Origin of the sequence: Dyella sp. M7H15-1, from assembly GCF_004114615.1 — a bacterium.
Taxonomy (GTDB): domain Bacteria; phylum Pseudomonadota; class Gammaproteobacteria; order Xanthomonadales; family Rhodanobacteraceae; genus Dyella_B.
In genome coordinates this window covers 2,485,458-2,510,680 of the sequence record NZ_CP035300.1, presented here as the reverse complement: position 1 = coordinate 2,510,680, position 25,223 = coordinate 2,485,458, and the positions used below count along the sequence as shown (strand labels likewise).

Annotated in this window: 25 protein-coding genes and 1 pseudogene; 20 read left to right on the top strand and 6 right to left on the bottom strand. The window is 58.6% G+C overall.

Going from position 1 to position 25,223, the window contains the following annotated elements; genetic code table 11:
- The first annotated feature begins 86 nt into the window (after positions 1 to 86).
- The 13 genes and pseudogenes from EO087_RS11640 to EO087_RS11585 all read left to right on the top strand — a co-directional run bounded on the left by EO087_RS11640 (position 87) and on the right by EO087_RS11585 (position 12,661).
- Positions 87 to 314: a hypothetical protein gene (locus EO087_RS11640; protein ID WP_128899009.1), complete on the top strand. Its 228-nt coding sequence runs from the start codon at positions 87 to 89 to the stop codon at positions 312 to 314.
- 11 nt (positions 315 to 325) lie between these two features.
- Complete coding sequence (istB, locus tag EO087_RS11635; RefSeq protein WP_128897577.1) at positions 326 to 1,087, top strand: IS21-like element helper ATPase IstB; 762 nt, start codon at positions 326 to 328, stop codon at positions 1,085 to 1,087.
- 100 nt (positions 1,088 to 1,187) lie between these two features.
- Positions 1,188 to 2,693 carry an RHS repeat-associated core domain-containing protein gene (locus EO087_RS11630; RefSeq protein ID WP_128899008.1) on the top strand — a complete coding sequence of 502 codons (1,506 nt, stop codon included), beginning with the start codon at positions 1,188 to 1,190 and terminating at the stop codon, positions 2,691 to 2,693.
- A gap of 68 nt (positions 2,694 to 2,761) precedes the next feature.
- Positions 2,762 to 3,190, top strand: a complete 429-nt coding sequence (locus EO087_RS11625; RefSeq protein WP_128899007.1) for a pentapeptide repeat-containing protein — start codon at positions 2,762 to 2,764, stop codon at positions 3,188 to 3,190.
- 135 nt (positions 3,191 to 3,325) lie between these two features.
- Positions 3,326 to 4,378: an RHS repeat-associated core domain-containing protein gene (locus tag EO087_RS11620; RefSeq protein WP_128899006.1), complete on the top strand. Its 1,053-nt coding sequence runs from the start codon at positions 3,326 to 3,328 to the stop codon at positions 4,376 to 4,378.
- Positions 4,375 to 4,833, top strand: coding sequence for a hypothetical protein (locus EO087_RS11615; RefSeq protein ID WP_128899005.1), 459 nt, complete (start codon positions 4,375 to 4,377; stop codon positions 4,831 to 4,833). Before EO087_RS11620 ends, EO087_RS11615 begins: the two co-directional genes overlap by 4 nt.
- A 327-nt stretch (positions 4,834 to 5,160) precedes the next feature.
- Positions 5,161 to 5,328: a hypothetical protein gene (locus tag EO087_RS16275; RefSeq protein WP_164931827.1), complete on the top strand. Its 168-nt coding sequence runs from the start codon at positions 5,161 to 5,163 to the stop codon at positions 5,326 to 5,328.
- A gap of 97 nt (positions 5,329 to 5,425) precedes the next feature.
- Positions 5,426 to 6,943: an IS21 family transposase gene (gene istA, locus EO087_RS11610; RefSeq protein ID WP_128899004.1), complete on the top strand. Its 1,518-nt coding sequence runs from the start codon at positions 5,426 to 5,428 to the stop codon at positions 6,941 to 6,943.
- Between the two features lie 17 nt (positions 6,944 to 6,960).
- A pseudogene (gene istB / locus EO087_RS11605) lies at positions 6,961 to 7,722 on the top strand (IS21-like element helper ATPase IstB).
- 104 nt (positions 7,723 to 7,826) lie between these two features.
- On the top strand, positions 7,827 to 9,989 hold the full coding sequence (locus tag EO087_RS11600; RefSeq protein WP_128899003.1) for a hypothetical protein: 2,163 nt from the start codon (positions 7,827 to 7,829) through the stop codon (positions 9,987 to 9,989).
- A 41-nt stretch (positions 9,990 to 10,030) separates the two neighbouring features.
- A complete protein-coding gene (locus tag EO087_RS11595) occupies positions 10,031 to 11,113 on the top strand; it encodes a PA0069 family radical SAM protein (protein WP_128899002.1) in 1,083 nt (360 codons plus the stop codon).
- A gap of 82 nt (positions 11,114 to 11,195) precedes the next feature.
- The gene (gene xth, locus EO087_RS11590) at positions 11,196 to 11,975 is read left to right on the top strand and encodes an exodeoxyribonuclease III (protein ID WP_128899001.1); all 780 of its coding nucleotides are present in this window, start codon (positions 11,196 to 11,198) and stop codon (positions 11,973 to 11,975) included.
- Positions 11,975 to 12,661 (top strand): YecA family protein, encoded by a 687-nt coding sequence (locus EO087_RS11585; RefSeq protein ID WP_128899000.1) that lies wholly within the window; start codon positions 11,975 to 11,977, stop codon positions 12,659 to 12,661. The genes xth and EO087_RS11585 overlap by 1 nt, the downstream gene beginning before the upstream one ends.
- 148 nt (positions 12,662 to 12,809) lie before the next feature.
- Here EO087_RS11585 and EO087_RS11580 read toward each other — a convergent pair whose 3' ends face one another.
- Positions 12,810 to 14,162, bottom strand: coding sequence for an SGNH/GDSL hydrolase family protein (locus EO087_RS11580; RefSeq protein WP_128898999.1), 1,353 nt, complete (start codon positions 14,160 to 14,162; stop codon positions 12,810 to 12,812).
- A 632-nt stretch (positions 14,163 to 14,794) separates the two neighbouring features.
- Here EO087_RS11580 and EO087_RS11575 point away from each other — a divergent pair.
- The 6 genes from EO087_RS11575 to EO087_RS11550 all read left to right on the top strand — a co-directional run bounded on the left by EO087_RS11575 (position 14,795) and on the right by EO087_RS11550 (position 19,078).
- Complete coding sequence (locus EO087_RS11575; protein WP_240669039.1) at positions 14,795 to 15,217, top strand: SPFH domain-containing protein; 423 nt, start codon at positions 14,795 to 14,797, stop codon at positions 15,215 to 15,217.
- Between the two features lie 127 nt (positions 15,218 to 15,344).
- Positions 15,345 to 15,983, top strand: coding sequence for a 16S rRNA (guanine(527)-N(7))-methyltransferase RsmG (gene rsmG, locus EO087_RS11570; protein WP_128898997.1), 639 nt, complete (start codon positions 15,345 to 15,347; stop codon positions 15,981 to 15,983).
- 136 nt (positions 15,984 to 16,119) lie between these two features.
- Entirely contained in the window at positions 16,120 to 16,971 is an 852-nt protein-coding gene (locus tag EO087_RS11565; RefSeq protein ID WP_128898996.1) for a ParA family protein, read from the top strand.
- Between the two features lie 13 nt (positions 16,972 to 16,984).
- A complete protein-coding gene (locus EO087_RS11560; RefSeq protein ID WP_205744356.1) occupies positions 16,985 to 17,854 on the top strand; it encodes a ParB/RepB/Spo0J family partition protein in 870 nt (289 codons plus the stop codon).
- Between the two features lie 69 nt (positions 17,855 to 17,923).
- Positions 17,924 to 18,637: a glycosyltransferase gene (locus tag EO087_RS11555; RefSeq protein ID WP_128898995.1), complete on the top strand. Its 714-nt coding sequence runs from the start codon at positions 17,924 to 17,926 to the stop codon at positions 18,635 to 18,637.
- A gap of 72 nt (positions 18,638 to 18,709) precedes the next feature.
- Positions 18,710 to 19,078, top strand: a complete 369-nt coding sequence (locus tag EO087_RS11550; protein WP_128898994.1) for a DUF488 family protein — start codon at positions 18,710 to 18,712, stop codon at positions 19,076 to 19,078.
- Between the two features lie 20 nt (positions 19,079 to 19,098).
- Here the strand turns inward: EO087_RS11550 and EO087_RS11545 are convergent, their stop codons facing one another.
- Both EO087_RS11545 and EO087_RS11540 read right to left on the bottom strand, forming a co-directional pair.
- The gene (locus EO087_RS11545; RefSeq protein ID WP_128898993.1) at positions 19,099 to 20,040 is read right to left on the bottom strand and encodes a patatin-like phospholipase family protein; all 942 of its coding nucleotides are present in this window, start codon (positions 20,038 to 20,040) and stop codon (positions 19,099 to 19,101) included.
- Positions 20,041 to 20,117: 77 nt separating this feature from the next.
- On the bottom strand, positions 20,118 to 21,089 hold the full coding sequence (locus EO087_RS11540) for a YafY family protein (protein ID WP_128899922.1): 972 nt from the start codon (positions 21,087 to 21,089) through the stop codon (positions 20,118 to 20,120).
- Between the two features lie 507 nt (positions 21,090 to 21,596).
- Between EO087_RS11540 and EO087_RS11535 the strand changes: the two genes are divergently transcribed.
- Positions 21,597 to 22,409, top strand: a complete 813-nt coding sequence (locus tag EO087_RS11535) for a DUF481 domain-containing protein (RefSeq protein WP_128898992.1) — start codon at positions 21,597 to 21,599, stop codon at positions 22,407 to 22,409.
- Positions 22,410 to 22,460: 51 nt separating this feature from the next.
- On the opposite strand, the gene hemC is transcribed toward EO087_RS11535, so the two are convergent.
- The 3 genes from hemC to EO087_RS11520 form a co-directional block, all read right to left on the bottom strand.
- Positions 22,461 to 23,378: a hydroxymethylbilane synthase gene (gene hemC / locus EO087_RS11530; protein ID WP_128898991.1), complete on the bottom strand. Its 918-nt coding sequence runs from the start codon at positions 23,376 to 23,378 to the stop codon at positions 22,461 to 22,463.
- Between the two features lie 87 nt (positions 23,379 to 23,465).
- The gene (locus EO087_RS11525; RefSeq protein WP_128898990.1) at positions 23,466 to 24,170 is read right to left on the bottom strand and encodes a LytTR family DNA-binding domain-containing protein; all 705 of its coding nucleotides are present in this window, start codon (positions 24,168 to 24,170) and stop codon (positions 23,466 to 23,468) included.
- Positions 24,148 to 25,212 (bottom strand): histidine kinase, encoded by a 1,065-nt coding sequence (locus tag EO087_RS11520; protein ID WP_128898989.1) that lies wholly within the window; start codon positions 25,210 to 25,212, stop codon positions 24,148 to 24,150. Before EO087_RS11520 ends, EO087_RS11525 begins: the two co-directional genes overlap by 23 nt.
- Positions 25,213 to 25,223: the final 11 nt, after the last annotated feature.

Genomic DNA, 25,223 nt, shown 5'->3' with positions numbered 1-25,223 from the left:
GCCTTACCGAAATGGGCGGTCACGATGGGCCGAAATACGCAACCATCGGGCCGAACGTCGTCGGCGTGCTGAACATGCAAGTCAACATGCGCAAGCATCCCGAATATGCGTTGCGCGCATGCCTGGGCATTTTGCGCTTGGCCAACGACTTCTCGCCGCTGCAACTGGAGGCAGCCTGCAAGCAGGCGCTGGCGCACAACAGCACCAGTTACCGCGCCATTCGTGCGCTGATCAAGCACACCCTTCCGCAAACCGAATTGACACTTTCCCTGCCCGAGCACGACAACGTGCGCGGCGCGTCCTACTACCACTGACGGAGACCACGATGGTGCTACATCCCTTGATCGAACAACTGCAATCCTTGCGTTTGCGCGGCATGGCCGCCGCCCTGACGCAGCAACTGGCATCTACCCAAGCCGACCATTTGCCCTTCGAGGACCGCCTGGCCCTGTTGGTTCAGCACGAGATGGCCGACCGCGATACGCAGCGCCTGCATCAGCGTTTACGCTGGGCCAAACTCGGACAGAGCGCCACCCTGGAAGACCTCGATACACGCATCGCACGGGGGCTGGACAAGTGCTTGATCGCCAAACTCGCCACGCTGACGTGGATCAAAGAGCACCTGAACGTGCTGATCACCGGACCGACCGGTGTCGGCAAGAGTTATCTCGGGTGTGCGCTCGCTCAAGCGGCCTGTCGGGCAGATTACTCGGTGCGCTACTTCCGCCTGCCACGATTGATCGATGAACTGACCAAGGCACACGCCGAATCACGTCGTAGCGCTTACTTCCGCTCGCTCGCCAAGGTCGACGTGATCGTGCTCGATGACTTTGCCCTGGCACCGCTGACCGACCTCAATCGGCGCGACCTGCTGGAAATCCTCGACGATCGCTACGACAAGAAATCCACCCTCATCACCAGTCAGTTGCCGGTCGAGCAGTGGCATGCGTACCTGGGCGACCCCACCCTCGCCGACGCCATCCTCGATCGCCTCGTCCATAACAGCTACCGACTCGCCCTCACCGGCGAGTCCATGCGCAAGCGCGCTCCGGCCACGGTGGCCTCGACCCGCTCCGTCACCCCATAATCCACCCACCCCGCGCACGGCCTTTGCCGGGGTGGCCGATTAACCTCGGAAGACCCGGCCGATTTGGCTCGGATCAGGTGGCCGATTTGCGCTGGAATGAGTGGCCGATTTCGTCGGAATACGCACCCGGGACAGCAACGGCCGCATCCAGGCCATCACCGCCATGCCGCCCCACGGCACCGCCAGCACGGTGGTGAGCAACGTCAGCTACCAACCGTTCGGCCCGGTCAGCGGCTACACCCTGGGCAACGGCCAGCAAGTCACGCGTGCCTACGACGCCAACTACCGGCTGACGGACCTGACCAGCCCGGCCTTCACCCTGCACGTGGCGCGGGATGCGATGGGCAACATCACCGCCATCGGCAATGCGCCGGGGGCGACTCCGGCGACGGAAACCTACACTTACGATCCGCTGTATCGCTTGACCCAAATCACGGAGGCGGATGGCAGTACGTTGGAAAGCGTCACGTACAACCAGACCGGTGACCGCCTGAGCAAGACGGGCAGTGGGCTGGCGACCGGAAATTACGGCTACAACCCGAATACGCATCAGTTGATCGCGACGGGGAATGCGGCGCGCAGTGTGGATGCCAATGGCAATACCACGGCGGTCCGCCAGGCGGGGAGTGTGTATGGGTTTGGGTATAACGATCGCAATCGGATGGCGGTGGCGCAGCTCGCTGGGAATACGGTGGGGAGTTATACGTATAACGCGTTGAATCAGCGGGTGCAGAAGGTTGCTAACGGCGTAAGCCAGCGCTTTAGCTACAACGAAGCGAGTCAGATGCTGGCCGAGTATGGCGCGACCAATCGGGATTACATCTGGATGGATGGAATTCCGGTGGCGAATGTGGATGTAGCAAACGGAAGCGCTTCGATCAGTTATGTCACGGCGGATCAGTTGGGAACGCCACGTGCGATTGCGGATAGCGCCGGAAGCACCCTTTGGCAATTCGCTTACCACGGTAATCCATGGGGCGAAATGCAACCAACGTCCAACGGTTATGTTTATAACTTGCACTTTCCCGGACAATACTTAGACACAGAGACAGGACTCAACTACAACGTCAATCGCGATTTCGACTCAGGCACAGGGCGATATCTGCAAAGCGATCTGATTGGGCTCAAAGGCGGCCTTTCTACCTTTTCATATGTGGGTGCCAATCCTCTCGCAGATATTGACCCATTAGGGCTCTCAAAAGCGGATTGGAAGAATAGACCAATGGATCCGAACGGCGAAGGTTGCATCAACCTCGCGAAGAGAATTCAAAATCTAAAGGCTGAAATCCAGCGGCAGATCGAAAATTTGGCGAACAATCCCGGAAATCTTGCCTATTACGCCCCGGGGTTTAGTGGGCCAGGCGGTGCTTTGAAGGATTCAGTTTGGGGGCACGAGCAATTGCTTTTTAAGTATCAAAACGATTTGGCAAATGCCATCAAGCAATATAATGATCGGTGCGGGGGTCGTCCGCCGGATTGCCCAACTTCGAATCCTAATCAGTCGCCTGATGCTTTTCCGCTTCCGCCAACCGCCCCCGCTGCTGAAGGAAGTGGGGAGGCTGTGGAAGAGGGGGTGGAGCTATTAAATACATTGCTTGCTGAGTAAGTGATGTTGCAAGAAAAGTCACCGATTGGTTCGAAAGTGAACAATTGTGCAATTTGAATAAGGGTTGAATGATGAGCGTTAAAAAAATGAACGCTAAATTTCAAGGAGGAAGTCTCAGTGATTGTGAAATCCAGGGAGCCACCTTACAGAATGCCATGTTTGAGGGAGTGGCAATGTTTGGGGCCGACTTTTCAAATTCGGACTTGAGTGGCAGTGAGTTTTACATGGTGCTTGCGATGGGGGCTTCTTTTTCCAACGCGATTCTGAAGAATGCGAAGTTTGCAGGAGGAAGTTATAAAGATGTTGACTTTAGTAATGCAGATTTGAGTGGCGCTATTTTTACTAGCGACAACATGGGTGGGTATGTCGACTTAAGTGGCGCTGATTTTTCAGGGGCTAAGACCGATAAGGCTTTATTTGAGTCTGCGGTATACGACAACTCGACGAAGCTTCCTGCCGGGGTGGCTATGGCGGGTCTGAGTCTAAAAGCTCCTTAAGAAAAAGCGGAGCGCGTAATCCCCATGGCCGTCATTCCCGCGAAAGTGCACTGCTGTCCGGCAAGAATTTTGCGTACCTGACGCTACAACCCCAATTCGCATCAGTTGATTGGCACGGGGAATACGGCGCGAACGGTGGATGCCAACGGCAACACCACCGCGATCAACCAAGCTGGCAGCACGTATGGATTTGGTTACAACGCGCGTAACCGGATGGCGCTCGCCCAACTCAACCAGAGCACGGTTGCGAACTACGCCTATAACGCCGACGGTGAACGCGTAGCCAAGACGGCCGCAGGAACGACCGAACGCTACAGCTACAACGAGGACAGTCAGCTTTTAAGCGAATACGGCACGACCAACCGTGACTACGTCTACCTTGCTGGTATTCCGGTGGCGAACCTTGACACGCAGGGAACGACCACGTCGGTCGCCTACGTCACGGCGGATCAGCTCGGCGCGCCGCGAGCCGTCACCGATAGCAGCGGCAACGCGGTGTGGACGTGGGCCTATCAAGGGAACGCGTGGGGTGAGCAACAGCCTGTTGGCAACGGTTATACGTACAACCTGCGCTTTGCGGGGCAGTACTACGATGCGGAAACGGGCCTCTACTACAACGGTGCGCGCTACTACGACTCGAGTCGTGGTGGGTACGATCAGGCCGATCCATCGGGATTCAATGGCGGGATCGGCCTGTACGTATATGGTCTGAACAATCCGCTGACTTACATTGATCCAACGGGGTTCGCTCCCATACAACCGCCGATGGGGCCGTTTTCACCGGCAGACCCCGGCGGCAGAATTCCGGACGCATCAGAAATCCCCGGCAATGTTCCCGGTGGACCTTGGAGTTCGACTTCCAATAATTCAGGACAAAGGCCTGGAACATTCTTAGGTCCTAAGCAGCCCAAAGGGCCGAGGGCAATGTGTCGATGGGTGCCGAGTGAAGAAAATGGTGGTTCACCTGGTTCGACTGGGTATTGGGAAACTCAACAACCAGGCCAGAACGGATGGGATCGTTGGAATCCGACAGATGGAAGATGGATGAGCCCGGAAGAGGCACATCCTGGAAATCCGCTACCGGCCGAGCCACCACTTCCTCCTTCTCAACCGCCGCCGATCACTGAGCCACCCGTTACCGAGCCGCCGGTGGTGGAACCTCCTATTATTGATCCGATCATTCCATGAAGACGAAGATCAGTACTGCAGAGGTGAAAATTATGGCTTCCGAGGAAATGGACGACCATGAGGTATTTGAAAACACTTTCTTTTACTTCACTAAAGCGCTCCGCGTGTTATCGAGCGATGCTGCTAAGCAGTGTGAGGATATGGGTAACTATAATACGCCGTGGGAAATCCAGCGAAATACGACTAGCGATGGTTTAGGATCGTTACGCTTGTCGGCTCCCTATCTAAGTTGGGAACAAGCGGAAAAAATTGTTGATCTAGTGGCGGCATTGAGGCGATTGCCAAAAGAAGCGTTATCAGTGCCAGTGCCTCATATGAAGATGACCGGCCACGCTGGATGCATCACTGCGATGAACCATCCGGCATGGGAACCGCTTCGCAAGGAGGCTGCACAGTTGTTAGTGTTGTTGGAGCCAGCAATCAAACGAAACGAAGCCTATTTCCAGGAGCAATAGGTTCGTAAATGCAAAGGGAGACGGTATAGCTTCTGAGGAGAAGGCTTGGCAGCCAAGGCTTTTCTCCTGTCAGTAACCTGATTCCGTAAGCACTGCGTATTCCGCCTTGGACAGGTGATTCCGGTTCAACTGTGCGCGGGGGGACAGGCAGTCGCACTTATGGTGATGATGGTTACCCGCTGACGGACAGGGATTTACCGCATCCAGACGAAAAAGGGCCCCCGGTGGTGGGCGCCCAACAAGCGGGGACTGTGGTCCTCCGAGACCGCCGCAGGCAGGAGATCCGCCTCCGCCGCGCGGACCTAATGTTCCGCACGGAGGTTGAACATGAAGACTGACAGCACAGGAATGTTAATAGGCTTCCCTTTGCATGATTCGGGATTAATAAAAATCGGCTATGCAGAAGGAAATTGCGAGTTGCTCTTCGAGCGTCTGCGCATTCCGACGAAATCGGCCAGTGATTCCGAGCTAAATCGGCCACCCCTTCCGATGTAAATCGGCCACCCCGCCGATGTCGTGCGTGGACCCCTGATCAGGCACGCTCGCTCGTTTTTCCCCAACGAGCAGAGTCATGCCTAAAGAGAGGTTATCCATGCGAAAAATCCGTGAACTGTTGCGATTGAAATTTGAGCTGGGATTGAGTGAACGCAAGATTGCTCAAAGCCTTTCCATGGCCCGCTCGTCGATCAAGGAATGCTTGAATCGTGTTGCCGCTGCGTCATTGAGCTGGCCGCTGCCCGATGAGCTCGACGACGTTGCGCTCGAAGCGAGCCTGTATCCATGCAAACCCAAGTCCGTGACGTCGCCGATACCGTGGCCGGACTTTGCTCATGTTCACCGCGAACTGTCCCGCTCTGGCGTGACACGCCCATTGCTATGGCAGGAATACAAGGCACAGCATCCCGATGGCCCGCAGTACAGCGCGTTCTGCGATCGCTACAGCGAATGGTCGCACGCCACCGCCGAACTGGTAATGCGCTTGGAGCATCGCGCCGGCGAGAAGTGCTTTGTCGACTACGCAGGGCAGACCGTCGAGATCATCAATCGCCACACCGGCGAGCTGCACGCCGCACAAATTTTCGTGGCCGCCCTCGGTTGCTCCAACTACATCTACGCCGAAGCCACACTCACGCAAAACCTATCCGATTGGATCGGCTCGCATGCGCGCGCATTGACCTTCTTCGGCGACGCACCGACCGCGATTGTCCCGGACAATCTCAAGAGTGGCGTGCACCGCCCTGATCGTTATGAGCCACAGATCAATCGCTCCTACGCCGACTTTGCGGCGCATTACGACGTAGCGATCCTTCCTGCGCGCGTGCGCAAGCCACGCGACAAAGCCAAGGTGGAAGGTGCCGTCCTGATCGTCGAACGCTCCCTTCTCGCGCCCTTGCGTGATCGGCAATTTTTCTCGCTCACCGAGCTCAATGCCGCGCTCCGCATCCTGCTCGATGAGCTCAATCACCGTCCTTTCCAGAAACTCGCAGGATCGCGCCACACGCAATTCCTGCACGTCGAGCGACCGGCACTCAAGCCGTTGCCGGTGCACCCCTACGAGTTTGCGCAATGGAAATACGCCAAGGTCCATCCCGATTATCACATCGAGGTGGAGCATGCCTATTACTCGGTGCCTTACACCTGCATCGGTCAGCGCGTAGATGTGCGCCTGACCGCGCGCATGATTGAAGTCTTCGCGAAGCATAAGCGCATCGCCACGCATCCGCGCAGCACCAAGCGTGGCGAGCGCATCACGCTCAATGCGCACCGTCCGCCACATCATTGCGCCGTCATCGATACCACGCTCGCACGACTCATTGAGCGTGTCGAAATGATCGCTCCGTCTGTCGCCGATGTGCTGCGCGAGCAATCTCGCCGCCGACTGCATCCCGAGGAAGCTATCCGTTCTGCCCAGGGCATCTTGCGCCTCGCTCAGGACTTCAGTCCCGAGCGCCTGGCCAACGCCTGCACGTGCGCACTGGCGCTGAAAACCTTCAGCTACCAAAGCGTTCGCCAGTTGATCATCAACGGCGAACACCTCGCCGAATCTGGCGCTTCGCGCCAGCTACCCCTTGTGCACGACAACGTGCGCGGACCTGAGTGCTTCCACTAACCCGCGGAGTTTTATCCATGTTGATGGAACCGATGATCCAGCAGCTTCATCAGCTGCGCTTGCGTGGCATGGCCGCTGCGCTCGAACAATCCCTGTACAGCACCTCGCACGATGCGCTTACCTTCGAAGAGCGCTTAGGCTTGATGATCCAGCACGAAATCACCGATCGTGATGCAAAGCGTCTGGCGCAACGTTTGCGCTGGGCCAAACTTCCCCAAGACGCGACGTTTGAAGATCTCGATACACGCACTGCGCGCGGCCTCGATCCCAAGCTGATCGCCACCCTCGGCGCACTTGCCTGGCTGCGGGACAAACTCAACGTGTTGATCACCGGACCATGCGGCGTCGGTAAAAGTTATATCGCCAGTGCAATTGGCGCATGCCGCGTGTCGTGCCGATTACTCGGTGCGCTCCTATCGCATGCCACGCCTGACCGATGAACTGGTCCGTCAGCACGCGCAGGCCAATCGCTCGGCGTTCCTGCGCCAACTGGCCAAGGTGGACCTGCTCTACATCGACGACTTCGGCCTGGCACCACTCAGCGATCAGCACAAACGTGACTTGCTGGAAATCCTCGACGATCGTTACGACAAGAAATCCACGCTCATCACCAGTCAGTTGCCGATCGAGCAGTGGCACACTTACATTGATGAGCCCACCCTTGCCGACGCCATCCTCGACCGTCTCGTCCACAACAGCTACCGACTCGCCTCACTGGCGAGTCCATGCACAAACGTGCCTCCTCTCCCATGGCGTCGACCCCCTCGGCTACGCCATAATCCACCCACCCACGCATGACCTTGCCGAGGTGGCCGATTAGCCTCGGAACACCTGGCCGATTTGCGTTGGATTGGGTGGCCGATTTCGTCGGAATGCGCATTCCATGGCGTTGAAACAACCACGTTCTGCCCTGAGGATCGCTTTCGATTGGGTGGCAATCGGGCTGGATCACTGTAAGCCGATCAGGGTTTCCCTGTTGGTACTTACCTTTACAACCATCGTGATCAGCAACGTTGATCAGGCCAGCGAACTGTTCCTGATCGCTATGTGGGCTGACCCTAGCAGGGTTCGTTACCTGTCCTTGTTGGTCACCTGCGCCATGGCCGGGTTGGCCATCTGGTACACCGCCCGCAATGCCTATCGACTGGTCTACCCGCGTTGGCCCGCTTTGCAGGATCCGCGCGCCGCATCCTTGCGTAAATGGATCCCGCGGATACTAGGTATCCTGGTGCCTCTGCTGGTTTTGTTCGGTTATCTGCTTACACTACGTGGTGCCCCACCCGCCACCTGCAGCATCGGCGAGCAATGCCATCGCCGTGATCTGCGTGTAGCCGGGCTGCTGGCAGAAGCCGCCATGATGTTCATGTTCTTCATTGGCCGGCGTTGGTTGCTTGGAGTGCGCGGTTCCACCCAGGTTGCCACTCAGCGGATTGAGTCGATCACCGTGCTGGGCATGGTACCGCTGGCGATTTTCCTTGCCACGCTGATGCTGAATGTCCTGCTCACGGTGCTGGTGGTGATCCAACCACGCCAGTTCGACGGTATGGGTTCGCTGGCTGTGCTGCTGATCACCGGTAGCTTCTTCTGCATGAGTGGCGGATTTCTGTGCATGCTTGCCGATCGCCGTGGCGTGCCCCTGCTCAGCCTGCTAGCGGCGATAGCTGTGAGCCTGCACATGATGCATCTCAACGACAATCATCGCGTGCGCCAGTACCCATCGATGAATACGCATCAGCGGCCAGACACGCCGCCGGAAGATCATCGACCGGATTTCGATGCCTACGCCGCGACGTGGTTGCAAAGTCGCTGCATCCCTCAGCGCGCGTGTCCGGTGATCATGGTGTCGACAGAAGGTGGCGGCCTGCGGAGCGCAGCATGGACGACCATGGTGCTAAGCCGCTTCACCGCCCTCATCGACCAGATCCTGCCACCCAATGGTGGCGAGCCCGTGTTCACGCGCTACCTGTTCGCGGGAAGTGGTGTATCGGGCGGCAGCCTCGGGTTGGCTGCCTACGTAGCCGCCCTGCAAGTGGCCCCGCGTACGGGCCTAGCTGTCCAGATGCGAACCGAGCACATGCTCAACCACGATTTTCTCGCCCCCGTGATGGCCAACGCCTGGTTCGTCGACTTCACCCAACGCTGGCTTCCCGGTGCGCTGTTCGACGACCGCGGTCGTGCACTGACGCGCGCATGGGAACAGGCAGCGCAGGAGCAAGGCATGAACGCGCTGGCCCAGCCCTTTTCAACACTGTATGAACACGCCGATGGCAGCGTGAATGCGGATGTACCCGCGCTGTTTCTTAACAGCGCCACGGTGGGGCAGGGATGGCGATTCGTGCAGGATCCCTTCCGTCCTTTCACCCATAGCCCCTGGACCACTGCGTACGACGGTTCGCACTGGCTAGATCCGCGAATGCCGCTGAGTGAAGTCGTCCTCAACAGCGCTCGCTTCACGTATCTAAGTCCAGCCGGTACATTGCAGACAGCTATTCAAACCAACCCGCCAACACCAGTGGAATTTCAACTGGTTGATGGCGGCTACTTTGAAAATTCCGGTGCCGCCACCCTGCGCGAGATCATCCATCGCTTGCGCGCCATCGCCGTAAAACAGGGACAAGCTTTGCAGATCATCGTGTTGCATATCAGCAACGATCCAAGTCTGCATGACTTTGTCGACGCCCATAATGCGAAACAGCCCTTGCCCCTCTACTCGGCCGCGTGTCCGCGTGAGCCAAGCCCCACCGAACGATCAAGCTATGGCGAAGCGACGGCGCCGATCGTTGCCCTACTCGATACTCGGGGAGCGCGTGGTGAATACGCTCGCGCCGAACTGCTTTCATCACTAAAGATCAATCAGGCAGACCCAGACAATGGCGACATCCTGTGGCACATGCGTTTGTGTCCTGGTAATTACACGTTGCCATTGGGCTGGACCATTTCTCCGCCGGCATTCGAAGAAATGCATCGGCAGCTTGAACAGAATTATCCACTTGGCGTCATGGCGGACTGGCTTGCGGGGCAACTGCGCAATGCGATGCAACCCTGAGTGTCGCGGTGGATGAGACCAACCAAGCGCATCATAGGCACATGGCTGACCTTCCTCACGCACTTAAAGGACGCGGCGCGGCTTCCAACCCGGAGGGACGCTTCGAAACCATCCGACACCATGCGGAGGATGATGGCTGGCAACACACCATGCTTGACGAAGAGCGTCCGCGTCCCCGCACGGAAGTCACCGAAGAGTGCGCGCGCAGTGTCATCACACGCAACGACTCCCCGGATATTCATTTCAACCAGGCGATGAATCCCTACAGAGGGTGCGAGCATGGGTGCATTTACTGCTTTGCGCGTCCCAGCCACAGCTATCTCAACCTGTCGCCAGGGCTCGATTTTGAAACGAAGCTGCGCGCGAAAACGAATCTGGCGGAAGTGCTGCGCGCGGACCTGGCGAAACCGGGCTATATCGTCAGCCCGATCAACATAGGTAGCAATACCGACTCCTATCAGCCGATCGAACAGCGCTGGCGACTTACGCGCGCTGCCCTCGAGGTGCTAGCCGAATGTCATCACCCTTGCACCATCGTGACAAAGAACGCTCTGGTCGAGCGCGACCTGGACATCCTGGTACCGATGGCGCGCGAACATCTGGTGCAAGTGTTTGTCTCGATCAACTCATTGGATAACCATCTCGCGGCGAAACTGGAGCCGCGAGCGAGCGCACCACATCGTCGTATCAAAGCCATCCGTGTGCTGGCCACAGCAGGTGTGCCGGTAGGCGTATTGGTTGCGCCGATGATTCCAGCACTGAACGAGCATGACATGGAAGCGGTTCTGGAGCAGGCAGCAGAAGCTGGTGCTTCATGCGCAGGCTACACGATACTTCGCCTTCCGTATGAATTGAAAGCGCTGTTTCGCGAATGGTTGGAGCTGCATGTGCCGCAGCGCGCGGCACACGTAATGAGCCTTGTGCAACAAATGAATCACGGCCGCGATTACGACAGCAATTTTGCGACACGCATGCACGGTGAGGGTGTGTTTGCCGACTTGCTGCGGCGGCGTTTCGACATGGCTTGTCGTCGTCACAACTTTGGACGTGCGCGTGAATTGCTGCTGGATACGACACGCTTTATTCCACCAAGAAAGCCTTCGCCGCAAGGCGAGCTATTCTAATCTTAGGTAAGCAGGGCCTCGATGCGTGGAACCGTGGTGGTGGTAGTTCTTGGCGGTAACCTACATCCCTTACAATCGGCGGATGAAAATCGCTTCGTGGAACGTCAATTCGCTCAAAGTGCGCATTCCGCACCTCACCCAGTGGCTGTCCGATGCGCGGCCGGACGTGGTGGCGCTGCAGGAAACCAAACTGGAAGACGACAAATTTCCCGTCGATGAGCTGGCTGCCGCCGGTTATCAGGCTGTTTATGCGGGCCAGAAGGCCTACAACGGTGTAGCGATCCTGGCCCGCCATGACACCGGGCTGCGTTTCGAGGGTGTCATCACCGATATTCCCGGTCTGGACGATCCGCAGCGGCGCATCCTTGCCGCCACCGTGGGCGGGGTGCGCGTGGTGGATCTGTACGTGGTCAACGGCAAATCCGTCGGTGACGAGAAATACACCTACAAGCTGCACTGGTTGGAACAGGTGCACGCCTTCCTGGCGCAGGAAATCCAGCGGCACCCGAAACTGGTGGTGCTGGGTGACTTCAACATCGCTCCTGATGATCGTGATGTGTACGACCCGCTCGGATGGGGGGAGGAGGTGCTCTGCTCCCCGCCCGAGCGCGGAGTCCTGAAAGCCATCATGGATCTGGGCCTGCACGACAGTTTTCGGCTTTTTGAAACGGAAGCCGGCCACTACACTTGGTGGGACTACCGGCAGGGCGCGTTCCGGCGCAACATGGGCTTGCGCATCGACTTGATCCTGCTCGGCGATGCCCTGACATCGTCGGCGAGAGCTGCTGCCATCGACCGCGAACCGCGGCGCTGGGAGCGCCCTTCCGATCACACGCCGGTCACGGTGGACCTGGATATCTAATGACGACAAGCCATACCAAGGCCGACTGGCCCAGTTCTCTGGACGATAGCGAACTCGACGAGCTCGACAACTATCTGCGCGCGCACACCCAAGATGGCCACCTGTTGCTGGATGGAGTGCACGGCCTACTCAGCGCGATCGCGGTAGGTCCGATACAGGTGCTGCCCGAAGAGTGGCTGCCCGAGGTGCTGCACGAGCCGTTCGAGAACGAGAACGAGGGCAACCGCGTGCTGGCCCTTCTGGCCAAGCTCAGTGATTCGATCAGTGCTGAACTCGACGTCGACGCCTACGAGCCGATCCTGGGTGAAGTGGAGACCGAAGTCGGTCCGGCACTGTCGGCGGCAGGCTGGTGCGAAGGCTTCAGTCGTGGCATCGATCTGCGCGCAGGCCTGTGGGAAAAACGCCTAGCCGACGATCCATCCCTGATGGAAACGCTCGGCCCGGTGATGGCCCTGGCGGTGGACGAAGGCATCCTCAGCGCCGAAGCCGAATTCGAAAAACTTAGCGAAGAAGAGTACGACGACTGTTTGGCGCAGCTTCCGGCCGTATTGATAGCCGTGAATCACTACTGGTACGAACATCCCGCTACCGAAGCAGAAATCGACGCGCTCAATCATGCGAATGAAACCAACAAGGAACGTCCCACTGGCCCGCCACGTCAGCGTAGCGGGCAGTGGGTGCATTGATTGGATGCTGGGAACGGGAAAATCTTAGTAGACCGGTGCAAGGCAGTTTTGTTGCGCTTTGTTATGGCGCATCTTGGTGGCATAAGAACACGTTCCGTGTCCATGGAACGTGGTTAGGATCGATTAGCCAAGCAGCGTCCGTTGCAGCCTACTCGTATCCATGCATCGTCATCGGTAGCATACCCGTCGAGCGGAGGAAGTCAGCCACCGCATTACCCAATAGCAGGTGAGCGCGAGTGGTTGGATGCAACGTATCCCAGAACACGAAGGTGTCGGCGTTGCTGCAATTGGAGCGCGGCGACTGAGCTTGCATGTAGTTGAGTGACGAATCGGTGTTGATGTCCAAGCAGGATTGGGTCGTGTTATTCATCTGATACTTGGCCGGGTTATTCAACAGGTCGTTGAATAATGTATAGGCATCAAATACCTGGATGTTGACGCCATACTGCTGACGCAGCAGTACCGCTAGCCCATCCAACTTCTGATTGTATTCCGATACTTGAATCGTTAGAGCAGCACCGCCGCTTCTGATCTGGTACACCGGCGCACGCGATATATCGGGTAGGTTCAGAAGCACGATGTTACGGGCGCCGGTGTTGATTAGGTTAATCAACGCTTGTTGCTCGCCGGAAATTACCTGATCGGGTGTGCTGCCATAACTCATCAGATCATTCGCGCCTATCCATACGGCAAACAGCGTGGTGGCTGGATTGTAATGGGGTGCCTGCTGCATGTACTGCTGCCATGATTGCACTTGCTGCTGCACGCCTGGAATTAATAAGTCCTGGGTGGTGACACCAGCGCCGCCTATCGCCCAGTTATACAACGGCAGTCGCAGTTGTTGAGCCAGATATTCCACCCACACCGGGCCATTGCTGAAATGGCCGATATACCAACTATTGCGATTAGGAAGACCCCACACCGAACCGGTATAGATGTTCTGATTGTCCGACAGACTATCGCCAAACACGACAATCTTATTGATCGCCGAACCCTCGCCTGGCGGGTCGTTGCTCCATACCGTGTAGTTGTACGACAACTGATTGTCGGCAGCAAATACCATGGCAGGCTGCTGTTGAATGCCCTTTGTCGCCAGTGTGTTTTGACAAATCGAGTACAACGCATCTTGCGTTACGTTGCTGTAGAACATGTTCTTCCAATCGACCAGGCTGCTGGACCACCAATTGCCGCTCAGTCGGTAATAGTCACCACCAGACGGATCAAGCGCCCATACGTAGTCAGTACTTGGTTGTGTATTACTGCTGCCCGTACGGTAATAGCAGCGCACGTAGGTGTAAGTGGGAGGGCCAGGCACCGCGGCAATACCCGCGGTCAATTCGGCTTTAGGTGGCCCCTGTTTCAGCAATTCCTCGCGACTGAGCGGACCGGATGGCGATAGAACGTGCGCGTAACGGGCGTCCGGCGCAACATCGGCGTTTCCGGCAAAAACAGTGGGTGCGACCAAAGCGACACCCAACAACAACAACGACCATGCTTTCATGCATTCTCCTTAGGGACGAGTGGGTAACAAAGGTCCTACGGTGAGTTGAAACCATTGCCTGACAATGCAACGTCATCATTCGAACATGATTTCCATGGATCCTTGATCCTGAGGTTAAGGCCGAGGTGCGGATTTGATGTCAGGTAAACACCTTAAAACGGTCTGATGTGGGGTTTCCAGCTTTGGGTGAACTTAGCTTTCCAAAGATAAGGATGACCGAGCCGCACTAGCAGAACATCGGTCCGGAGCGGATTCCAGTGCTGTACCTGGCCAAAGGGGTGACGGTGAAGGTCATCGCTGGGTCCTTAGGTGACGCTGTCGGTCCGGTGTCAGGGATTGTTGTCACCGTTCCGAACATTTCAGCTAATCCATCGCCCTGCCGATAGTGATATCGGCAGGGCGATGTTCGTTCCGTGTTCATGGCACGAACGATGCTTCATCTCTGTCAACGGAAGCCGAAAAAACGATTAACAGCAAGCATGGTGACGTGGGGAATTTCACCGTTAAATAAAGATTAATCCAAGCAGGGTCATGCGCCTGTAGAATCCTGCTTCGTGAAAATTTCAGAAATCACAGCTAAACAATTGTTTTAACAGACCATGACTATCCTGGCGCTCGTTCTTATCATTGCAATGCTTGCCCTCGCGGTAGTGGCGGTGAAGCATGTCCCGGCTGATCAGGTTCATAGTCTTTATCGCCGTGGAAAGCCTGTACGTCTGCTGCAACCAGGCACCCATGTGGTACTGCCACTGGTAGACCGGGTAGGGCATCGTATCGATCTGGGCGGCCGCACGCTGCGTTTCGACGCCTCGGAAGCCCAGTCGTTGCATGGCACGGTCTACTGGCAGGTGCTTGAACCCGAACGTGCGGATGCTGTGATTGATCAAGCTGATCAACTCATTCGCCGCAATGTGCTCGATGCGCTTAACGCCGATGCCGCCGCCAATCAGGAAGAAGCGCGCCGCGAAGTGGCTGCCCGCCTGAAGTCCAACCTCAACCAGCGTCTGCGCGAGCGTGGCGTCATGGTGACCCGTGTGGAACTGGAAGCCGCTTGAGTAGCAACAAACTGGCCAGGTTGCCCAAGAAAGCACCGGCACAGGGGAACCTAAGAAAGTATCGACCCGCTTCGGCGGGTCTTCTTTTGTGCAAGGCTAGTGTGGTGTCTCACGCCACGGATTATCGATGACCGATCGCTCCGCTCTGCAAACCCGGCTCGAACAGGGCATCGAAGCGCTCGGCCTGAGGTTGTCCGCTGACGCGGTGCCGCGTTTGCTTGATTACCAGGTGCTGCTGGAGCGCTGGAACGGTACCTACAACCTCACTGCCATTCGTGATCCAGCGGAGATGATCAGCCGTCATGTGCTCGATTCGCTGGCGATCTTGCCTTACGTGCAAGGGAATTCGCTGGCCGATCTGGGCACGGGCCCTGGCCTTCCCGGTATTCCTCTAGCCATCGTTGCACCCGGTCGTCAGGTGTTGCTGGTTGATTCCAACGGCAAGAAGGTGCGTTTCCTGCGCGAGGTAATCCGCTCGCTGAAGCTGGAGGGCGTGCGTGCGCTGCAATCGCGTGTAGAAGACGTGGAGGGCCAATTCGATTGCATAACCGCCCGCGCTTTTGCCAGTCTGGCCGACATGCTGGTCTGGGGCGGCCATCTGCTGGCGCCGCAGGGCATCTGGCTGGCGATGAAGGGTAAAGCGCCGGACGAGGAGCTGCCCGGCGTGCCGGACGGCTTCACGGTAAGAGGCATTCACACCTTGAACGTGCCCGGATTGGGTGCGGCGGAGCGTCATCTCGTCGTGCTTGGGCGTGCCAACGAATAGAAGCGGGAACAGCGGCGCTGTGGATGCGCTATCCGCACCGACCCGAAAAGCTGTCAGGGTGGCGAGCTTTCGAGGTTTGGACCCACAAACTGGTAACCTAGTTGTTCTTACCCATACTCACGGTACCGGACAAGGCATGGCCCGTATCATCGCTGTCGCCAACCAAAAGGGCGGCGTCGGCAAAACCACTACTGCTGTCAACCTCGCTGCGGCACTCGCCGCGGCGAAGCGCAAAGTGCTGCTGGTCGATCTCGATCCGCAAGGCAATGCGACCATGGCATCGGGCGTGGACAAGCACGAGACCACACCCAACGGCTGCGAAGTGCTGCTGGGTGAAGCGTCGATTGAAACGGCTATCGTCACCACCGAAGCGCATTACGACCTGTTGCCCGGCAATGGCGATCTTACCGCCGCCGAACTCAAGCTGATGGACGCGCTAGCGCGGGAAAACCGACTGAAGGAACAACTGGCCAAGATCGACCACAAGTACGACACCATCCTGGTCGATTGCCCGCCTACCCTGCACCTGCTCACCGTGAACGCGCTTACAGCCGCGCACGGCCTGCTGATTCCGGTGCAGTGCGAGTACTTTGCGCTGGAAGGTCTGTCCAGCCTGCTCGATACGGTGAAAGCCGTGCGCCAACACCTCAATCCGCAACTGGAAATCGAAGGTCTGCTGCGCACCATGTACGACGTGCGCAACAACCTCGGCAACGAAGTATCAGCACAGCTCACCCAGCACTTCGGCGACAAGGTGCTGCGGTCGATCATTCCGCGCAACGTACGCCTGGCCGAAGCGCCCAGCCATGGCCAGCCCATTCATCTCTACGACCGCAGCTCGCGCGGCGCGATCGCCTATATCGGGCTCGCCGGCGAGATCATTCGTCGCGAACGTGGTTCGCAGGCTGCGGCGCCTGCGCTGCACGCCATGCACGGTGACGCCCCCGGGGAAACGCTGGAAGCCTCGGCACATCTGGATCAGGAATAGAGGCTCTATAAGCATGTCAGCGGCTAAAAAGCGCGGTTTGGGACGTGGACTCGATGCATTGCTCGGCGGTGGCGACACCGGCACTCCGTCAGTGATCGAACAAGAAGGCGAGTTGCGCGCGCTGCCTATCCAGTACATCCAGCCCGGCAAATACCAGCCGCGCCGACACTGGAACGATGAGGCGTTGGACGAACTGGCGGCCTCGATCAAGGCGCAGGGGCTGATCCAGCCAGTCGTGGTGCGCGCGTTGGGCAAGAACAGCTACGAGCTGATCGCCGGCGAACGCCGCTGGCGCGCGGCGCAGCGTGCCCAGCTCAGCGAGATTCCGGCGCTGGTGAAAGACGTGCCGGAAGTCGCCGTGCCGGCGATGGCGCTGATCGAAAACATCCAGCGTCAGGATCTCACTCCGCTGGAAGAAGCTGACGCCATCAAGCGCCTGATCGACGATTTCGACCTCACTCACCAGCAGGCGGCCGATGCAGTGGGCCGTTCGCGCGCCGCGGTATCCAACATGCTGCGCCTAATCGACCTGCCGGCCTCCATCAAACGCCTGCTCGACGACGGCAAGCTGGAAATGGGCCACGCTCGCTGCCTACTCACTTTGCCGGAATATCAGGCCGAAGCGCTAGCGCTGGAAGCTGCGCGCCATAACTGGAGCGTGCGCGAGCTGGAAGATGCCGCCCGTAAAGCGCAAACCGCGCCCAAGGGCAAGGCTAAGAGCACGCCGGCCCGCGACCCGAATATCGATGCGCTGGAGCGCGAGCTGGCCGAACGTTTTGCCACCAAGGTGGAAGTGGCTCATGGTCGTGGTGGCCGTGGCAAGGTGGTGATCCACTACCACAGCAATGACGAGCTGGAAGGGATTCTCGGCAAGATGCGCTGACGACTTACTCCCTCTCCCCTCTGGGGAGAGGGCTTAGACAACCCACTCGCATCACAAGGTCACCGTTTCATGCCGCAACTTTCCGTCGTCGTGCCCGTCTTCAACGAACGTGACAACATCCCGCCGCTGCTCGCCGAGATCGCTACGGCACTGCGTGGCAAGGTGGATTTCGAGATCGTCTACATCGACGACGATTCCAGCGACGACAGCCGTGCGGTATTGAACGCGCAGAAAGTCAGCTATCCGGAATTGCGCGTCCTGCATCACGTAAGTCGCAGCGGGCAGAGCACGGCGGTGTGGAACGGTGTGCGCGCTGCGCGTGCGGCATGGATCGCCACCTTGGATGGCGATGGCCAGAACGATCCGGCCGACATCCCCAAGCTACTCGCCGCACGCGCCGCTGCCGAGCCCGATTTCAAGTTGTTTGCTGGCTGGCGCACCACGCGCCGCGACAGCTTCAACAAGCGTATTTCCTCCAAGATCGCCAACGCAGTGCGCTCGCGCATGTTGCGCGATAACACACCCGATACCGGTTGTGGCCTCAAGCTGTTCGAGCGGGAAGTGTTCCTGCGCCTGCCGTACTTCGATCACATGCACCGTTATCTGCCGGCGCTGGTGAAGCGCGCTGGCTATCGTAGCCAGAGTGTGCCGGTGGGCCATCGCCCGCGAACAGCGGGCACATCCAAGTACGGCATGCTGGATCGCTTGTGGGTTGGCGTGGCCGATTTGCGTGGTGTTGCGTGGCTGATGCGCCGCGCCAAAGTGACCCGCGTCGAAGAATAGTGACGATCATCACGCCAATTGAATGACGGATGCGTATGCTCGGAAGTCGTAGTCCCGTATGGGAGATTGTCCGTGAGTATTGCTATAAAACGTGTTTATGAGCCGGCCGCCAAGTCGGATGGCTATCGGGTATTGGTTGATCGCATGTGGCCGCGCGGGCTGAAAAAGGAAGAAGCCGCGCTCAATGTCTGGTCACGCGAACTAGCCCCCACCAAGGCCCTGCGCCGATGGTTCGGCCATGATCCGGTCCGCTGGGAAGGCTTTCGCCATCGCTACGCCAGTGAACTGGATGCACGAAAACCCTTCTGGCAACCACTGCTTACCCAGGCTGAGCGGCATCGCGTCACGTTGCTTTACGGTGCAAAGGATGAGGAACATAACCAAGCCGTGGCGCTGAAGATATACCTTGATAACTGGATCAAAGCGAACGGGTTGCGTTAGATGAAGGCTTGAGGTTTGGGTCAGCGCGGCGAGGGGTTCCACGTTGCCAACGCCGAACGCGTTTTTTCCCGTCCCAGCTCGATCAACTCGTGCGCACGATAGAACGCATAGTCGCTCGACACATTGCGCGCAAGTTGCACCTGCAAATCCGGTTGATAGGCAGCCAGCCGCAAGCGTGAAAGATTGGCTTGCATCAGATCCATCGACTGCACCAGCAACTCCAGCGCACCGTGTTCCTGCGTTTTGAGTTCGCTGGGTTTCGCTTCGCCACCGCCGGGCAGCCATCGACTCAGCCATCGCCCGATACGGCGCCTGCTGGATACATCGCTGGCAGTCATCTCAATGGGCGTATTCGTATCGGCAGGTCCATCAATGCTCACGGCGAACAGATAATCTGCCGGATCGCGTATCAACGGTGTAACGGGTACGGGATTGAGCAGGGCGCCGTCCACCAGCAGGCGCCCATCAATGGAATGCGGGCGGAGCAGTGTGGGAACGGCGATGGAAGCGCGCACCGCATCGAATAGCGACCCCCGCGACAGCCATACCTCGCGTTCGCGCTCGATATCCGTGGCAACAGCAGTGAAATCGATGGGCAACTCTTCGATACGCGTGTCGCCAATCAGATCAAGCAAGGTGCCGATGATTTTCTCGCCCTTGATCAAGCCACCGCCCGAAAACGAGAACGACCAGTCCACCAGCTTGAGCACATCGAATTTGTCCAGCGAGCAGACCCAGTCGCGGTAAACATCCAGTTTGCCCATGGCATAGATGCCGCCGATCAGTGCCCCCATCGAGCAGCCTGCCACGGCGACAATCTGGAAACCTTGTGCCTCCAGTTCCTCGATGGCCCCTATATGCGCCAAGCCTTTTGCGCCGCCTGCGCCAAGGGCCAGCGCGACGGTAGGTTTGCGCGTGGAGTCCTTGCCAGCAGCGTCAGGTAGGGGATCAATGACAGCCATCCGAGGCATGGTAGCGCGAGAAGATCAGAGATAGTGCAGATCGACTCCCTCACGGGCAGGGGAGGAGCCATCTGATGCTACGAATACCCGCCCAACGCGAGCTGCAATAGGATCTTCATTTCCTCGCGTAATGGCAGTGGTGCCACGATTTCCGCATCCGGGCCGTACTTGAGCACGTCCATCAACAGCTCACGCGAGTTGGAATAGGGCAACTGCAATTCATAGCGGCCATCGGGCAGCCACATGCCCTTCTGCTGCGAATGCCAATGTTCGTCGGCGACCCAGCGCGCGGCGTGGGCCGAGAAGCGGATCGTGGCCCACGCCTTGGGCTTACCGGCGAAAATGCCGTAGCTGGAAGCCAGCAGCTCGTTGAGGTCGTTTTCCACCACGTGGGTGGCAGGTGTTTCCAGCGTGTGCGGCTCGGTAATGCGATCCACCGCGAAGCTGCGCAGTGCCTCGCGATCATGATCCCAGGCATCCAGATACCAGTTGTCGCGGTAATGCGTCAGCCGTTGCGGTGATACCATGCGGCGGCTTTCATTATGGGTGGTGCGTGCACGGTACAGGAAACGCAGTTGCTTGCGATCCAGCACAGCACCGGCTGTGATGCGGAATGCCTGCTGATCCAGCTTGCGTTCCCCCCACGGAATCACGCGGATGCGTTCGACCGGCAGCGCCTTGCCGCTGGCCTTGTCGGAAAGCAGGTGCTCGATGCGAGCTTTGAATGGCGCCAGCGCACCGGCTAGTACGCCGGGGCCGCTGCGTCCGATCAATTCGTTCAGGGCCAGCAGGGCAGCTAGTTCATCCGAGGTCAGCCACAGGCCGGGCAGTTCGAAGCGCTGGCCTTCGGCGGCTTCATAGCGAAAAGCCGCGTGCTCGCCACCCGCGCTCTCGATTGGCGCTCCCAGCGCATCGCGCAGAAAGGCGATATCGCGGTACAGCGTGGCGCGTGAGCATTCAAGCTCGGCCATCAGTCTTGGCAGCGGCACCGGGTAGTGGGCCGATTTAAGCAGACGGTGCAGGGTAAGAATGCGCTCGTAGCGATCCATGTCGATGTTCGGCAGAAGGGTCTTGTGTAGCATGAGCATGCTACGTGACGTCTGCAAGCGTGCGTGCGGACTTTCCCCGGTCCTTATGCTCATCAATCCCCCATCCATCGCAGTCAGTTAACGGCTGGTCGATGGCTTGAGCTGACAGTTGCTGAGGGTGTCGGATCAGGGTGAGTACTGGCAAATGGCCCGTAGCCTTTAGTCCCAGCGGTTTCTTGCCGCTTTGTTCTGGGTGATCCTGTGAGCCTGCTGCTTAAACGGCCGTGCCCCGACGGACGCTGGCTGGCCTGTTGTGCTGCAACGGTCTGTGTCATCAGCAAAAGTCTGGAGCTATGGCTGTCCACCCTGATCCGCTGCGCCCTCGCCCGTTCGGCCGAACCTGCCCCACTTTGGCCACATAACTGCCCTTAAGTCGCTCTAAGATCGATCTAAACATTCACAAAAGATTCAAGCCGTGCCGTTAAAGTGACGCGCCAAACAATTTATTAACAATAGGACGACTTAGTCATGAAAAACACCCTGCTGACCAGTCTGGCGCTTGCCACTCTGGCCACATTCGCTGCCCAAGCCCAGGACACTTCCTCCGGCGTGCAGACCTCTTCGGGTGAATGGACGGGCTCGGGTGAAGTGGGCTTTGCGTCGACCACCGGCAACTCCCGCTCCCAGAACGTCAACGCCAAGCTGACTCTGAATCAGGAAACCGATCAGTGGAAGAACAACTTCTTCCTTGATGCACTTCGTTCCAAGGGCCAAGTCACGGTCGTCGGTCCCGGCGGCACCCGTTACAAGCAATTCGACACCACCGCCAATCGTTATGACATGGGCGCCTCGGCAGGTTACAAGCTTGATCCGCGCAGTTACGTGGTAACGGCCATCCGCTACGACCACGACGACTTCGCCGCGAACCGTTGGCAGGGGACCGTCTCGGTTGGCTATGGCTACATGGCGCTGAAAACCGACCGGACCCAGCTTTCGCTCGAAATCGGTCCCGGTTACACCCAATACCAGCCGGCTACCGGCACGCAGGTAATCAACGGCCAATCGATGCCGTTGATGGAACCGCGTCAGAGCGAAGTGGTGGCGCGTGGCCTGGTGAACTACAAATACCGTATCACCGACAACACCTCCTTCGACGACACGTTCCTGACCGAAGCGGGTGGCAAGAACACCTACATGCAGAACGATGCGGGTCTCGCAGTCGGCATGACCAAAAAGCTCTCGATCAAGGTCGGCTTCCAGCTGCGTCATAACAGCGAAGTGCTGCCGGGCATCCGCCACACCGACACGCTTACCACGACCAACGTGGTCTACAACCTCTGATCCCGTACGACGGTTTCGTCGCAGCGAAAGCCCCTCCACGCAAACGGGGGGTTAGGATTTGAGCAGTGTCTCGGCGCCCTGCGCAAACAATGCCTGCGCCACCTTGTTACCAAGGCTCACTGCATCATCGTTATCACCGCGCGCTTCGGCAACCAGCAGGCGTCCGCTGGAAACTTCGCCGACCAGTCCACGCAAATGCAGTCCGCGCTCGGTCACGGTGCACCATGCACCCACGGGCACCGTGCAGCTTCCGCCCAAGGCATGGTTCATAGCGCGCTCGGCGGTAACGGCCAGCCGCGTGTCGGTGTCATCAAGCACTGCTAGCGCTTTCAGCACGGGGACCCGATCGGCGCGTGCTTCGATGGCGATAGCCGCCTGGCCCGGTGCGGGTAACCATGAAGGTGCGCTCAGGCGGCTGCGGATACGATCGTGCAAACCCAGCCTTTCCAATCCTGCGCAAGCGAGCAGGATGGCTTCATAGTGGCCGGCGTCGAGTTTTTGTAGCCGCGTGCCGACATTGCCGCGCAAGTCGAGCAGTGCCAGGTCCGGCCGCATCGCACGCAGTTGCGCCTGTCGTCGCAACGACGACGTGCCGACGCGCACACCATGCGGCAAGGCCATCAAGTCCGCGTAGTCGTTACTCACAAAGGCATCGGCAGCATCCGCCCGCGGCAGGATCGCCGGCAGGGCAAAACCTGGTTCCAATTCCGCGGGCACATCTTTCAGCGAATGCACCGCCAAGTCGGCATGGCCTTCCAGCATCGCCACTTCGAGTTCCTTAAGGAAAAGGCCCTTGCCGCCGAGGGTGGCGAGCGGCTTGTCGAGGATTTCGTCGCCGCGTGTCGATAACGGCACCAGCTTCACATGAAGCCCCGGATGCGCAGCACGCAACAGTCCTGCCACATGTTCGGCTTGCCACAGCGCGAGTGCACTTTTGCGTGTGGCGATGCGCAGGATCGACGGCGTCATGAGGGCTCCGGGAATGGACGTCAGCCTCTATTGTCGCGCACTTAAGGATGCTCCGATGCATCCCGCGCAGGATGCATCGGAGCATCCTTAGCCCATGCGTAGCAGTTTGCGCAGGGTGGGCAGATTGCGCCGGCTCACTTCCGGGCTGAAATCCGTGCCGGCAAGACGAGCCAGCACGCGTCCATCGGCCAGTGTCTTCAAGCCGATCAGGCGATAGGCGGGGACCAGGCAGTTGCGATGCAGACGAATCAACTGGTCCGGATAGGTTTCTTCCAGTTGCCGCAGCGATTCATCCAACAAGAGCTGACCGCCGCGGCGATGCGCGATCACGTACTTCTCTTCCGCCAACAAGCAGACCACTTCATCCAACGCCATGCGTACCGGTTCGCCACGCACGCGGGCGTGCAGCCACCCCGTAGGTTCGCGCGGTTGCGCATCCAGCCGTTGACGTACACGCTTGAGCGCATCGCGCAAACGTTCCACCCGCACGGGCTTGAGCAGGTAGTCGGTGGCGCCCAGATCAAAAGCCTGCACGGCGTGGGCTTCGTAAGCGGTGCAAAACACTACTTGTGGCCGCGCGCGGTTGGCCAGTTTTGCTGCAAGCGCCTTGCCATCCAGGCCAGGCATGTTGATATCCAGCAGCAACAGGTCCGGACGGATTTCAGACAGCGCCGTCAGCGCGGCTTCGCCGTCTGCCATGCTGCCGACGACTTCCACGTCTTCGCATTCTTTCAACAAGGCGGCAAGACGTGCTCGTGCAAGCGGTTCGTCATCGACGATCAGCACGCGCATGGCGTACCTCCACGGGTAAATGCAGCCTCACCACAAAGCGCCCGTCCCTGGGGCCTGCTTCCACGCGTGCCCGAGGGCCGAAATGATAAGCGACGCGCTGCCGTACATTGTTCAGGCCATGACCGCTGCCGCCGATGCTTGGGCAATCGGCAAGCGGGTTGTCGATCTCGATCAGCATCGTGTTGTTCCCATGCTTGCCGCGCAGGACTATTTCGCCACCTTCGCGCAACGGTTGTATGCCATGGCGCACGGCATTTTCGACCAGCGGCTGCAAAAGCAGCAGCGGTAGCGAAGCACCCATGGGTAATTCGTTGAGCTCGCGACGCACGTGCAAGCGATCACCAAGACGCAGCTCCTCGATGGCGAGATAGCGATCAACCAATTGCAGTTCCTCACCCAAGGTACTGGTGTGCGTATCGTGCTGACCCAGTGCAGCGCGGAACAGTTCGGAGAGATTTTCCACCGTGCGCTCGGCGGCCACCGGATCCACCTTTACCAAGGCGGCCACCGTATTCATGCTATTGAACAGAAAGTGCGGGCGGATGCGCGCCTGCAAGGCTTCCACTTTGGCGTGTGCAACGGCGGCGAGCCGCGCCTGCCATTCGGCCAGCACGTAGAAATAACGCAGCATCGCCGCACCAAGCAAGGCGGCGATCATGGCGTTGTTGCGCACGAAGACAGGGGACCCTGAGACAAGCAATTGCATCTGCAGCATCTGGTCCATCCACTGCGCCAGCAGACTGCTCAGGGTTACCATCAGCACCATTACCAGCCATACGCCTGCATAAGGCAGCAGGCCAGGCAGACGCGACAACCACGGTCGCAGCTTGCACAGTGCCACGCCGATGACCATCCCCAGCCACTCCACAAACAACATGCCTACACTGTAGCCGCGCCAGCCATGCGTGCTATCCGGGGCCAGCCACGCCAGCGTAACGCACAGCGCGCCCACCACCAGCAAGGCGGAAATCACCGGCAGGCTGCAGAAATCCGGCAGCGGACTGTGCGGTTGAGCTGGCGCTTTGTCGGCAGTTCCCGGCATGCGTGCAAGTA